This window comes from Portibacter lacus (genome assembly GCF_021533215.1).
Lineage (GTDB): Bacteria > Bacteroidota > Bacteroidia > Chitinophagales > Saprospiraceae > Portibacter > Portibacter lacus.
The window spans coordinates 220,604-233,450 of the sequence record NZ_JAJNKA010000006.1; the positions used below are offsets into that span (position 1 = coordinate 220,604).

At 36.9% G+C, this 12,847-nt stretch carries 12 protein-coding genes; 5 read left to right on the forward strand and 7 right to left on the reverse strand.

The genetic code is table 11. The features are described 5' to 3' along the window. Nucleotides 1-63 precede the first annotated feature (63 nt). The 3 genes from L2586_RS12150 (at nucleotide 64) to L2586_RS12160 (ending at nucleotide 4,808) form a co-directional block, all read left to right on the forward strand. Nucleotides 64-930: a hypothetical protein gene (locus L2586_RS12150; protein WP_235293174.1), complete on the forward strand. Its 867-nt coding sequence runs from the start codon at nucleotides 64-66 to the stop codon at nucleotides 928-930. Between the two features lie 244 nt (nucleotides 931-1,174). Then, nucleotides 1,175-3,085 carry a histidine kinase dimerization/phosphoacceptor domain -containing protein gene (locus L2586_RS12155; protein WP_235293175.1) on the forward strand — a complete coding sequence of 637 codons (1,911 nt, stop codon included), beginning with the start codon at nucleotides 1,175-1,177 and terminating at the stop codon, nucleotides 3,083-3,085. Nucleotides 3,086-3,158: 73 nt separating this feature from the next. Further along, nucleotides 3,159-4,808 (forward strand): amidase family protein, encoded by a 1,650-nt coding sequence (locus L2586_RS12160; protein ID WP_235293176.1) that lies wholly within the window; start codon nucleotides 3,159-3,161, stop codon nucleotides 4,806-4,808. Nucleotides 4,809-4,927: 119 nt separating this feature from the next. Here L2586_RS12160 and L2586_RS12165 read toward each other — a convergent pair whose 3' ends face one another. The 7 genes from L2586_RS12165 to L2586_RS12195 all read right to left on the reverse strand — a co-directional run bounded on the left by L2586_RS12165 (nucleotide 4,928) and on the right by L2586_RS12195 (nucleotide 10,180). Continuing rightward, nucleotides 4,928-5,929, reverse strand: coding sequence for an energy transducer TonB (locus tag L2586_RS12165; RefSeq protein WP_235293177.1), 1,002 nt, complete (start codon nucleotides 5,927-5,929; stop codon nucleotides 4,928-4,930). A 149-nt stretch (nucleotides 5,930-6,078) separates the two neighbouring features. After that, a complete protein-coding gene (locus L2586_RS12170; protein WP_235293178.1) occupies nucleotides 6,079-6,600 on the reverse strand; it encodes a DinB family protein in 522 nt (173 codons plus the stop codon). Then, nucleotides 6,601-7,092 (reverse strand): hypothetical protein, encoded by a 492-nt coding sequence (locus L2586_RS12175; protein ID WP_235293179.1) that lies wholly within the window; start codon nucleotides 7,090-7,092, stop codon nucleotides 6,601-6,603. 104 nt (nucleotides 7,093-7,196) lie between these two features. Then, nucleotides 7,197-7,736 carry an inorganic diphosphatase gene (locus L2586_RS12180; RefSeq protein ID WP_235293180.1) on the reverse strand — a complete coding sequence of 180 codons (540 nt, stop codon included), beginning with the start codon at nucleotides 7,734-7,736 and terminating at the stop codon, nucleotides 7,197-7,199. Between the two features lie 14 nt (nucleotides 7,737-7,750). Next, on the reverse strand, nucleotides 7,751-8,515 hold the full coding sequence (map, locus tag L2586_RS12185; RefSeq protein ID WP_235293181.1) for a type I methionyl aminopeptidase: 765 nt from the start codon (nucleotides 8,513-8,515) through the stop codon (nucleotides 7,751-7,753). Between the two features lie 2 nt (nucleotides 8,516-8,517). After that, a complete protein-coding gene (locus L2586_RS12190; RefSeq protein WP_235293182.1) occupies nucleotides 8,518-9,207 on the reverse strand; it encodes a response regulator transcription factor in 690 nt (229 codons plus the stop codon). Nucleotides 9,208-9,214: 7 nt separating this feature from the next. Further along, entirely contained in the window at nucleotides 9,215-10,180 is a 966-nt protein-coding gene (locus L2586_RS12195) for a sensor histidine kinase (protein ID WP_235293183.1), read from the reverse strand. An 83-nt stretch (nucleotides 10,181-10,263) separates the two neighbouring features. Between L2586_RS12195 and L2586_RS12200 the strand changes: the two genes are divergently transcribed. Further along, nucleotides 10,264-11,196 (forward strand): SPOR domain-containing protein, encoded by a 933-nt coding sequence (locus tag L2586_RS12200; protein WP_235293184.1) that lies wholly within the window; start codon nucleotides 10,264-10,266, stop codon nucleotides 11,194-11,196. Between the two features lie 298 nt (nucleotides 11,197-11,494). Next, nucleotides 11,495-12,847, forward strand: a complete 1,353-nt coding sequence (locus L2586_RS12205; RefSeq protein WP_235293185.1) for a Gfo/Idh/MocA family protein — start codon at nucleotides 11,495-11,497, stop codon at nucleotides 12,845-12,847.

The window sequence follows — 12,847 nt, forward strand, 5'->3', positions numbered from 1 at the left end:
GCGCACTTAATGGAATTTTTTCGGCGTTAAACTTGTACTATACTTTACAAGCAAAAAATCTATATGAAATTCCTTTTTAGTTTAATCACGATTTTTACCATATCGCTTTCACTAAGTGGTCAGCAGCAATTAGATCTTTCTTTTTGGAGTGACGTAATGATTAATGCGAATTCTGCTGAAAATAGAATCCTTGCGCTTGACCAATTCCAGAAATCATTTGATCAAATTATAGAAGATGGGAATGCTTTTGAGTTTGATTTCTCCACTACTCCAGAGTTGACTGTTCTTTCGGATAGCTTGAATAATTTTAAAATTGTCACTTGGCAAGTTCAGAAATCTGAGACATCATACGGATACTACGGTTATGTCCTTCATAAAGATGGCAAGACTTTCAAGCTTAACGATGCTTACAACACATTAGATGATATAGATTATCTAACGTTGGATAACGAAGAGTGGCTTGGAGGCATATATTATAATATGATTCAGATGGGAGGAAAGAACTATCTTTTTTCATATCGCCAACTGGATCAATTTACAAAATTTAAGAGTTTCGACGTTTTAAGTTTCGATGAGGATGGTAGACCTAGCTTAGGTGAAGAAGTATTTGTCATTCCTAATAAGGATACCAGAGACGTCGTAAAGAATAGAATTACTTTTACCTATTCAGCGGATGCCATTTTATCCTTAAACTATAATGTCCAGATGAAAATGGTGGTGAATGATCACTTAATGCAAGTGATGGGGCAGTTAGAAGGCCAAGGTCCAACAATGGTGCCCGATGGAACTTATGAAGGTTATATCTATAAAGAGGGAAAGTGGGTGTATGAAGAAAAGCTATTCAGTCACACTTATGATGAAGCTCCACGACCTAATCAGATTCTAGGAAAGTCTAATAAAGACGTATTCGGAAACGAAAGGAAGAACTAATATCACCCTGCTGGGTGAAATCAAACTTAATAATTGTCTTTATTTTTGCTCTTATGAAGCAAGAGTTAATCGATACCACTATCGATTTATATACTATTTCAAGGAAAATTAAGGAACATAACTTTGATTTTAATAAGAAATACCCCAAAATTCAAAGTCAGCTGGACAGTGGCGATATTACTGAATCAATTTCCATTATGAGGCTTCTTTTAAATGAGTTATCTTCCTTTAAAATTTGGTCAAGATGAATTTACGGATCCTCACATACTTTTTATTACTTCCTACTGTCGCGCTAGGCCAGTCTGTTCATCTAGATAGTCTCAAAACGATCATTTCATCTAATATCCCTTTAACTGAAAAAGAAGAACCTATTTGGAAACTCTTAGAAGAAGTTTCTTGGACAGAGCCTTCTTTTTCAATGACGCTGGTAGACAGCCTATTAGCTATACCTGGTATCCACCAAGACTCTTCTAAATTCATGGAAGTGGTCAGGTATCAAGGAAAGACCCAGCGAGCTGTAGGAAATTATGTCAATAGCTTGAAAAAATATCAGCAACATTACGACTATCATGAAAGAACGAAAGATACACTGGGCATGGCGCTATCTGCTAGTCAGATTGGCATTTTAAATCTCTTCAGTGGTAATATGACCATCGCACAAGACTACCTTTTGAAATCTCATGCTTTCTATGTTGCGAAAGGAAGCCAAGCTGATATCGCAGGAGCAAATAATGGATTGGCTAGTTTTTATGCTGATATGGGACAGAATGATAAAGCGATTGAACGCTATAAAATGGCATTAAAAGCTTATGACCTAGCAAAGGATACTTCCGGAATGGCTAATGTTCATGCTAATCTAGGTTTAGTCTACATTGACCTAAAAAAGTATGATGAAGCAGAAGCAAATTTGAGGCTGCAAGGAAAGTACGATTCTATTATCGGCACCAACTGGGGCCTAGGATTTTATTTTGATTTTATGGGATATTTATATTCTGAGCAAGCTAGATACGAAGAAGCGTATGAAAACTATAATATCGCACTTAAGATTAGAGAAGGAGAACAAAGTCATTATAACTTAGATGAATCGAGAGTTAGTTTGGCCAATGTTATGCTAAAAATGGGGCGTTATGATGAGGCCATTATTGAAGCCGAGAAAATATTTGAGAATAAAGAAAAGCAACAGTCGCTGACTCACCAGCAATCTGCGTTCGAAATACTTTCAGAGGCGTATGAAATAACGGGCAATTATAAAAAGGCTTTCGAAAATCAAAAGTCTTATAAGATGATTAGCGATTCTATATATAATCGAGATCACCTTGGAGAAATTGCGGAGAACGATGCGAAGTTTAATAAAGTGGAACAAGACAATGAAATCGCTCTATTAAATTCAGAAAAAATGGCCTCTGCAAAAATTCTGAAGCAGAAAAATAGAACTATAGTTATCGGTGCAATCAGTTTATTTCTAATAAGTTTTCTTTCTTTCCTATTGTATAGAGTGTTAAGGAAAGTGAATCTTCAGAAATCGGAACTATCTCTTGCATTGCGTGATAAAGACCTGCTGATTAAGGAAATTCACCACAGAGTTAAGAACAATCTCCAGTTAGTTTCTAGCTTGTTGTCTATGCAGTCGAGGACGATTTCGGATCCATCAGTGTCAGGAGCGATAGAAGATGGAAAGTCTAGGGTGCGATCTATGGCTTTAATACACAATGATTTATACCAGAATGAGAACCTGAAAGGAGTGAACGTGAAAAGTTATCTAGATGATCTATGCACGGAATTATTTAATACTTACAACATTAATCCGAGTCGAGTAGAATTAGAACTAGATATAGATGATATTATTCTTGACATAGATACGATTGTTCCACTTGGTCTGATTATCAATGAATTAATTACAAATAGCTTAAAGTATGCTTTCCCGGATGAAAGAGAAGGTGTTCTTAAAATTAAATTGAGAACTGCTGAAGATCAGTTAATGCTAACCATTTCAGATGATGGAATAGGCTATGATATAGATTCCGCGGGTTCGAATAAGTCATTTGGAACAAAGTTAATTAAGGCTTTGACTAAGCAACTGAAAGGTGATATTTCTGTGGTGTCTGAAGATGGAACAAGAGTAGAAATTGCATTCAAAAAGTTTGAATTAGCTTAGCACATCACAAAGTGCGAATAAGACTTATCGGTAAGAATTGCAATTTTTACTAATTTCACTAAAAATTCGAAAAGTGAAATTAGTTTACCTTCTACTTATAGCCGCAGTCATAGTCAGCTGCTCATCAAAAAATAATCTGGCATCTAATGTTGCAAGCGGATATGACCAGGCTGCAATCCTTACTAAGAATGCGACGCATGAGAACAAGAGGATGCAATACAAGCTTATAACTTCTAAGGTTCTAGATAAAAAAGCCATCCAGAAGTCAATTAAGAAGCAAATAAAGGGATTTACTAGTGAGGATTATGAAACTCTGAAACCATTAATTTATGAGCAAGATATACCTACGATCCAAAATCATATTCAGCAAGGCTCGCTGACTTATAAGATGTTAGTGCAGTGGTATCTTTATAGAATTAATAAGTTTGAATTTGAGCCGAATACATCTCTGCATACGATTATTGCCATAAATCCTAATGCAGTTGCTGACGCAGAGGCAAGGGACCTTTCGCGTTCCTCTGATGATCATGGTATCTTCGGAATGCCTATTTTACTAAAAGATAATATCAATGCGCAAGGAATGCCCACGACGGCTGGAGCAATTGCCCTAAAAGACAATTACGCTGAGGATGCATTCATCGTTAAGCAAATGAAAAATAAAGGAGCCATTATACTAGGAAAGGTTAATCTCAGTGAATGGGCTTACTTCTTTTGCAGTGGATGTCCAGTAGGATACAGCGCTATCGGGGGCCAGACCTTGAATCCATATGGTCGTACCATTTATGAAACGGGTGGGTCTAGTGCTGGGAGTGGAACTTCAATGGCTGCAAATTATGCTGCTGCAGCCATCGGAACTGAGACTTCAGGTTCCATTCTTTCGCCAAGTAGTCAGAATTCAGTAGTTGGGCTAAAACCAACGATAGGTTTATTAAGTAGAAGCGGTATTGTACCCATTTCAAGCACGCTAGATACGCCTGGCCCGATGACTAGAAATGTAATCGATAATGCAATAGTTCTTTCAGCTATGGTAGGAAAAGATGCGCAAGATTCATATACCTCTCTAAGTTTTAATGAGAAAGATTATACCCAGAACTTGGAAGAGCTTGATTTAGTCGGGTTAAGATTAGGAGCGAATAAGTCCTTCATGAACAATGTGCCATTGTATGCAGATATAATGGTCGCCTTGCAGAAAATGGGTGCTGAGGTATTCGGTTATGAGCCTACGAAAGTGGACTTAGACGGTTTTCTGTCCATTCTTAATATAGATATGAGGAATGATTTGCCTGAATATTTGACCAATCATGCAGGACCTAAAGTTCAAGTCAGAAGTGTGAAAGACGTAATGATATTCAATCAGAAAGATATGGATACACGTGCACCATATGATCAAGAATTGTTTGCAGGCATTATCGCTGATGAGACAACCGATGACGAGCTGAAAGAAATTATAAGTAACGGACAAGCTGCGGCAAGAGCCTTCTTTGATGTGCCAATGGAAAAATTTGAATTAGATGCCATAACATCTATTAATAACTATGATGCTTCTCGTGCTGCTATTGCCTACTATCCAGCCCTCACGATCCCTATGGGATATCAAGAGGACGGTGAACCGATGAATCTTACCATCATTGCACCGAGTTTGTCTGAAGAGAAATTGCTTAAGATTGGCTATGTAATAGAACAAGCAACGAAATTGCGTGTGCCTCCTGAACTAGGAAAGTAGTTCAAATGTAAGCTTTTGATTATTTAGGTCAATTTTATAATTTCGGAAGAATAGAATACGCAATAAAAAAACCAGCACATTTTGAAACGTGCTGGTTTTTTTATTCTTGAAGCCTTTATTTAGTTAATACCTTGATAGTTGTCGATTTTCAATGTATACCGACCACACTGTTCTTTAGGCGCAGTAAAATCAGGTTCGTATTTGTATTTCTGTAAAGCTGCTAAAGCTTGTTTTAATAATTTCTTATCGTTAATGGTGGTCAGTGAGTTGATGATTTCAACATACTGGACGCTACCTTTTCTGTTGATACATACCTTAAATGTTATTTTACCTGACTTTCCAGATGCATTAGCGACCATACTTGGATCTCGATAGGTAATCCTTCTTCCGAATACTCCATCACCACTATCGTCATATTCCCCGATTCCAGCTCCTCCGTCTCCGATTCCACTATCTCCATCATCACCACCGGCATCACTTCCTGCTCCAGGGCCAGCATCTGCTTTTCCTACACCAGTTGTTTTTCCACCATTCGGTGAAGTTGTTTTAGAATCGCTTCCTGATGTTTTTACGGCTCCTGAACTTCCTGAACCAGTCGTTTTCGTCTTGGTCGTTGGTTTTGTAGTCGGCTTAGGAGCAGGTTTCGGTGGAGTAGGGATGACTTCTGGCTCTGGCTCTTCTATGACTACTGGCTCTTCCTCTACTGCAATTACATCTGAAATTTTATCTAGGATTCTTGTGAATACAGGTTTTGTTGGTTCTGGCGTTTCTACCACAACTGGTTCTGGTTCCGGCTCAGGTTCTGGAATTGGTTCTGGCTCCACTTCTGGTTCTGGTTCCGGCTCTTCCTCTGGCTCAGGAGTAACTTCAGCTTTCTGAAATTTCTCGTCTTTAGGTGCAGGTGCTCCAGCAGCTGCTTGACTTTTGAAACTTGCTGAACTCTTAGAATCTGAAAAATTTACCGCAACTGCAAATTGTCTATCGATGCTTTTATTTGGAACTTCTAAAGGCATTTTCCATAATAAAAACAATAGCAATAAGAGCAGTAAATGTATAGCCACAGAAAACCTCTTAGATCTTCTTTGGATTCTTTGTTCTTCTATACTTGCTGAAATCTGCATAAACCTTTTTTATTTAAAGACTACAATTTAAAACCAAATTGTGTTAATGTATCCTTAATTATATATTAATAAAAATATAAATACGACAAACAATGTGCCTAAGTTGCCCATCCAATAATAAACGCAAGGGTTTTTCTTAAAATTGCTAACTATTTGTAATATTCTTGCTCATTGACAACAATATAACCTTTAATTATCTGTGCCAAGTGATGTTCAAGGTGAAAAATATAGTCCCACACAAGAAAAGAAAGCGTTCCTTTTATACTCGGATCAAGCTTATTCATCGCCATTTTATCAAAATGATGTTCCGAATACTCCTTTAACAATTCATCTTTGGGAATTCCAGCTATAAGAATAGCAAGGTGTTGCTGTGCTGAAATAAACGTCTGAATAACTTCCTCGCCACCTCTTAACTTATATTGGTTTAATGCAACCCATTGATCTTGATCATAAGACTGATAACTCATATGTTTTTCGGTCAATGTTAGCACAATTCGCTGGTGATTATGATAAGCGGAATCTATAAGATGACCAAGGATTTCTTTGTATGTCCATTTTTGATTTTCATTATGGCCATCCAGAAATTCAGGACCTAAAGATTCTAATAGGGATACACTCGAAATAATGATATTCATTAGTTTTTCCGCGTAGAGAACTGCAGGATTTTTCATTTAAAAAGCACATTTAGGAGGTAAAGGAGATACAGTGTCTAGTGATATGGCGAATTGATCATCTAGGATTACCGTTTCAAAGCCCGATGCTACACTTCCACTCATTGCACTAAGACCATATCCGAAATTATTCATATGCCCCCTGATGATTACAGAATCTGATGCTAGTATTTGTACTGGAGATCCTGATCTAATAAAGGGTTGTTCATTGACATGACTATGACTCAGATTCCTTCTATAGATTAAATTTCCCGAAACATCGATGATTTCCCACCAGTCAGCATATTGGTCACAACCAGTATCAGGACTTTTCAGGGTAACATTAAAAAGATATGCATTTTCATTTCCAGAAACTGCAACCTTTTCGACGACCACTGAAGAGTCCTGATTGACGGTATGTTCTTGATTTTCATCTTTATTCAACTGTTCATCTGATAAGGAACAATTAAAAACTAATAAACAATATGAAAACAAACATAATTTATACAACATCTGCAATTCGTTTATAAGATGAAAAATAGAGGTAATGTCTTGTCATACTTTACATTACTAACTCAATTTCATGCTTTAACTATGCGAATGTAAAGTATAGTGTATTATTTAATTTCAAATTTCACTCTGTAATCTTCCATACTTTGCTTGATTACATCAATAGCTATACTTCTGTTTTGAAATTCATCAACGGTAACCGTTTTATTTTCAAGTTTTTTATAATCTTCGAAGAAAGAACGTAATTCGTTAATCCAGTGTGCTGGTAGTTCTTCTATCTGTTCATAGTGATTTACACTCATATCATTCGCAGCCACGGCGATGATCTTATCATCCATTTCACCTCCATCCATCATTCTCATGACACCGATCACTTTAGCTTTAACTAAGGTCATAGGCACTATTTCTATCTGAGAGAGTACTAGGATATCAAGCGGATCATTATCATCACAATAGGTTTGCGGTATAAATCCATAATTTGCTGGATAGTTAATAGACGAGTACAAAACTCGATCTAGTATTAGCATTCCAGATTCTTTGTCTAATTCGTATTTCGCTCTACAATTCTTTGGTATTTCAATGATTCCAGTTACGAAATTAGGTGCTTCCGCACCAGTAGCGACGTCATGCCACGGATGTACATTCATTCTTTTATTTTTTATTAATCCCAGACTCCATTCATCGAAGTCAAAATGATCGGTTCTTTATCTGTTACTACAATTGTATGTTCATGTTGAGTTACGAAACCACCCTTATTACCTACTAGTGTCCATCCGTCTTCTAGTTCAACTGCAACAGTAGATTTGGTAGAAATAAAGGTTTCGATGGCAACTACGGCATTTCTCTTAAAACGATCTCTATTAAAGCGATCACGATAATTGAGGATATCTTCTGGTGGTTCATGAAGGCTTCTGCCTACACCATGACCAGCAAGATTCTTTATAACGGTAAATTTTCTTTTTTTCGCTTCGGATTCAATTATTCTCCCGACTTCATTGACTTTCACGCCACCTTTAATGGCAAATATCGCTTTGTGCAGAATATCTTTCGATGCTTGAACTAAGTCACTATGACCATGGATATCTTCTCCCATAATAAAAGATCCACCATTGTCAGACCAAAATCCATTCTTTTCACCGGATACGTCAATGTTAATTAAATCACCTTCTTCAAGTTTTCTTCTTGAATGAGGAATGCCATGGGCTACTTCATTATTCACGCAGATGCAGGTATAACCTGGAAATTTGTAAGATTCATATGGCGCTGATTTCGCTCCATATTTTTTTAGCAGTTTACCACCAAATTCATCGATCTCTTTGGTCGTCATGCCCACTTCAGCATATGCTCTCATTTCGCTTAGTGTTCTAGCTACAACTTCGCTAATTTCCTGCATGCCTTTGAGCTCTTCATCACTCTTAATAATCATAATTACTTATCTGTAAATTTATATCCAATTCCTCTTACGGATTTAAAAAATTCTGGATTCTTAGGGTCCTTTTCAAAATATTTCCGAAAGGATAGAAGGAAATTATCTATCGTTCGCGTTGCTGGAAATACGTCATATCCCCAGACTGTCTTTAATATTTGCTCTCTAGAAACGGCTTCATTCTTTCGCTCTATCAGCAACTGAAGGAGCTGTGCTTCTTTTTTAGTCAATACTAGATCTTTACCATTTCCATGTGCTTCATACGAAGAAAAATTAATTCTATTGTCTCCGAATTGGTATACTTCAGAGGTTGCTCGCTCCGTCTTCGTTCTCCTACTAATCAATTTTTCAACGCGCAAAAGTAATTCTTCTAAATTAAATGGCTTAGCTAAATAATCATCTGCTCCCATTTTCAATCCTAATACACGGTCTTCAGCATTATCTTTAGCCGAAACGATGATGATACCGATTTCTTTATTGTTTAGTCGGACTTGCTCACAAATTTCAAAGCCATTGACCTCTGGTAACATAATATCTAAGACAATTAGATCAAAATATTGGTTCTTAGCTAATTCTAGTGCATCCTTTCCATTTGCTGAAACAATTACCTCATAACCTTCAAGTTCAAGATTCATTTTAACAACCTTCTGAATGGTTATTTCATCTTCGACTAATAGTATTCTTTTCTCCATTGTCTTTTCATTTTGTAGGAATCACAAGCTCAAAAATACTGCCTTCTGGCTCATTATCCCTTACAAATACCTTAATATTTAATTTTGTGCACAACTCTTTAACCAGAAACAAACCTAATCCAGTTCCTTTTGTCGTTCGGATATGTTCATCACCTATTCGATAGAACTGATCAAAGACTCTGAGTTTCTCATCATCTATTATACCGATTCCTGCATCCAGGACGCGAAGATACACCGATGAGTTTTTCTTCAAAATTTCCACCTTTATTTCTTTGTTAACTGGCGAATACTTAACAGCGTTATCTAACAGATTAGAAACTATTAAGCACAAGCTTGGTTCATTCGTATGGCAAATAAATGTGTTTACGTAAGGTGGAACCGTAAATTGGAAGTGCGGATAGTTCTTTTGATATTGAGCAATTATGGGATTAATCGCTTTCAGAATATCCACATTTTCTCTATCTAAGTTCTTCTTTGGATTAAGTCTGGCGGCGGTTAGCAAGTCTTCTACAAGTTTATTCAGACGGAAAGCTTCTTCTTGGCCATTTGTAATTAATTCTAAGGCTTGACTTTCATTTAGTTTTCTTCTTTTGAATGTATCTAGAATGAGCTGGATTGCAGTAATCGGAGATTTTAATTCATGTGTTACAGAAAGGAGGAAGTTTTTTTGTTGTCTTGCTGCGAAAATTTCAGCTCGGAATGCCCGATTAAGCAGAATTATTCCGAAAATCAGAATGGCGCCAAAAAAAAGTGCTTCACTTCCGATCATCCATCGTTGTCTGTTAAGTTCCTTCGCAGATTCGGGGATTTCTATGCCGCTTTCAAGGCGCAGGTCATGTATAATAAGGGCTTGCTTATGAAGAAGAATTGCCCACCAAGCAAGAGCAGCTAACATATAGCCGATAATGAGCATAGAGAAAATTCTTATTTTTTTCCTTCCTTGTCGCCATAGTTGACTAATTAATAACCCCATTTGCATTACGAATTTTCATATACATAATAATATAATGTATCTTTACTTTTATATTATATATTTGTGAACCAATTAAGAGAATGATGAGTATAGATCGTTTAGAATTAGGTCCAAATATAAGGAACTACATTGAGCTTAACAATTCTTTAGATTTAGTAGGCATTGGCCGACTAGTTAAAAGGAATAAAAGCACAGTTTTAAATAAGGAGTCCAATTTTATATTGCCAAGTGCTAGTGCATTGGAGTTAGAGAGTAGTCATTCGACTTCTGATGGTAACTTCATTAATTTTCTGTCTAATAAGATGGACATTGCTTTAGAAGACGCACAAGTGATTTATAAGAAATGGTGTGCTGAACTTAGCTTTGACCTAGAGACGAAAGGTAAAGTAGCTTTAGGTGGATTGGGAAAGTTTATCAAAAGAGGCAATCAGTCTACATTCGAAATGGAAGATGCTGCGCTAGCAGGAAATACATTTGGTCTACCGGCTCTAAAATTGAGTCGTCTGACTCCAGTTACACCTCCCGTTGTTGCTAAGATAGAAGAAGACCTTGTTGTCAAATCACTTAGAATCAAAGACAAATCTGATAGAAATTTCTTACTGAATACTGCTGCTGTAGCTGCATTATTTATGTTATTGGTATTTTCTTATCATTATTATTGGCCATCTGAAAAGGTGAATCACTTGAGTCATTTGAAAGTTGACCAAGAAAGGTTAAACAAAGATCCTGAAAAATTACTAGTCAGTGAAAAATTCATTCCTGAGCTCATTCCAGGAATAGTAGAACCAGAAGAGCACGTAGCAAGCTGTGCTTTAATAATTGGTTCATTTTCTAGAAAGTCTAATGCGGATGAAATTCAAGAGAAAGCAATAACTGCTGGATATGAGGTTTTTACAGAGGAATATCACGAGTTTTACAGAGTTGGTATTTCAATGCCTTGTAATGAGATTCAAGGTGCTGCATTTCGAGAAGTTGAAGAAGCTTTTGGTATAGATCCTTGGTTACTGATTCATTAACAACCTCGTGCTGTAGAATATACTTTTAAGAGAAATTGATTTTAACACTTAGCCTTGATTTTATACAAGGCTACAAGAGACTATTTTTGCTTTGTCTATATAGTCTAGTGTACTCAAGAAAATCTAATTTCTAATTACCTGAGAATTCTGAAAAATGTACATTCGATTAAATACTGATCCAAAATTTCTAAGGTGCTTCATTTCAGCAAGTACTTCATAACACAATTTAATTCCACTTCTTAGCTAAGTTCATTGTAATTCTTATATATTTATTAGAAGTATAAAAAAGACGAATTATATGACTATCGACTCAAATTCAAGAAGAAGTTTTGTGAAAAAAGCTGCACTTTCATCAGCTGCAATGATGGCAGGAGGAGTGTTACCAAAATTTAGTGCTAAAAGTTATGACAGGATCTTGGGTGCAAATGAGAAAATAAGAGCCTCTGTTATGGGAGTGAATAGCCGAGGGAATTCACTAGCAACAAATTTTGCTCAACAGGATATTTGTGATGTCATTCATGTATGTGATGTAGATAGCAGAGCCATTACAAACTGTCTCACGAACCTCAAGGAAAGACAATCTATAAATGCCAAAGGGTTTACCGATTTTAGAGAATCAATCGAAAGTAAAGATGTAGATGTATTAGTAATCGCTGCTCCTGATCATTGGCATGCACCTGCATCATTAATAGGTATGCAAGCTGGCAAACACATCTATGTGGAGAAACCATGTAGCCATAATCCACATGAGGGCGAAATTTTGGTACAAGCAGCTAAGCAATATGGTAAGGTCATTCAAATGGGAAACCAGCGTCGTTCTTGGCCAAATGTGGTGGAAGGCATTAATGCAGTGAAAAATGGCGAAATAGGTCGTGTATATTTTGGCAAAAGTTGGTATACGAACAATCGTCCTTCTATAGAGATCGGAAAAATCACACCAGTCCCCGATTGGTTAAATTGGGATTTATGGCAAGGTCCAGCACCTAGAAAAGATTATAAGGACAACCTACTTCATTACAATTGGCATTGGCACTGGCATTGGGGCACAGGGGAGGCCTTAAATAATGGAACGCACATGATTGATTTACTCCGTTGGGGTATGGAAGTTGACTATCCGACTAAAGTCAGTTCAAATGGTGGGCGGTATAGGTACAAAGATGATTGGGAAACGCCAGATACTCAGGTCATCAATTTGGAATTTGGATCGGAGATGGCAATGACATGGGAAGGAAGAAGTTGCAATGGGAAAGACATTCAAGATAGTTCTGTAGGTGCTATTTTTTATGGTGAAGATGGAAGTCTTTTCATCCCTGGAGGAAACAGTTATAGCATTTTTGACTTGAACGGAAAACTGGTGAAGGAAGTAAAAGATACAAAAGAAATCGACCCAAGAAATGCTACCAATCCGGCTGAACATCTCGATGCATTGCACATTAGAAATATGTTTAGTGCAATTAAAAATGGAACTTCACTGAATGCAGATATAGATTCTGGCCATAAAAGCACCTTACTGGTTCAGCTTGGTAACATCGCCCAGAGAACTGGTAACTCCTTAAATATTGATCCAAGTAACGGCCACATTATTGATGATAGTGAAGCTCTGAAATTATGGAGCAGGTCTTATGAAAAAGGTTGGGAAATGAAACTGTAA

What these genes read in the sequence shown, in the direction of transcription:
- L2586_RS12150 (WP_235293174.1), top strand. Translation starts at nt 64, where the DNA reads ATGAAATTCCTTTTTAGTTTAATCACGATTTTTACCATATCGCTTTCA.
- L2586_RS12155 (WP_235293175.1), top strand. Translation starts at nt 1,175, where the DNA reads ATGAATTTACGGATCCTCACATACTTTTTATTACTTCCTACTGTCGCG.
- L2586_RS12165 (WP_235293177.1), bottom strand. Translation starts at nt 5,929, where the DNA reads ATGCAGATTTCAGCAAGTATAGAAGAACAAAGAATCCAAAGAAGATCT.
- L2586_RS12170 (WP_235293178.1), bottom strand. Translation starts at nt 6,600, where the DNA reads ATGAAAAATCCTGCAGTTCTCTACGCGGAAAAACTAATGAATATCATT.
- L2586_RS12175 (WP_235293179.1), bottom strand. Translation starts at nt 7,092, where the DNA reads ATGTTGTATAAATTATGTTTGTTTTCATATTGTTTATTAGTTTTTAAT.
- L2586_RS12180 (WP_235293180.1), bottom strand. Translation starts at nt 7,736, where the DNA reads ATGAATGTACATCCGTGGCATGACGTCGCTACTGGTGCGGAAGCACCT.
- map (WP_235293181.1), bottom strand. Translation starts at nt 8,515, where the DNA reads ATGATTATTAAGAGTGATGAAGAGCTCAAAGGCATGCAGGAAATTAGC.
- L2586_RS12190 (WP_235293182.1), bottom strand. Translation starts at nt 9,207, where the DNA reads ATGGAGAAAAGAATACTATTAGTCGAAGATGAAATAACCATTCAGAAG.
- L2586_RS12195 (WP_235293183.1), bottom strand. Translation starts at nt 10,180, where the DNA reads ATGGGGTTATTAATTAGTCAACTATGGCGACAAGGAAGGAAAAAAATA.
- L2586_RS12200 (WP_235293184.1), top strand. Translation starts at nt 10,264, where the DNA reads ATGAGTATAGATCGTTTAGAATTAGGTCCAAATATAAGGAACTACATT.
- L2586_RS12205 (WP_235293185.1), top strand. Translation starts at nt 11,495, where the DNA reads ATGACTATCGACTCAAATTCAAGAAGAAGTTTTGTGAAAAAAGCTGCA.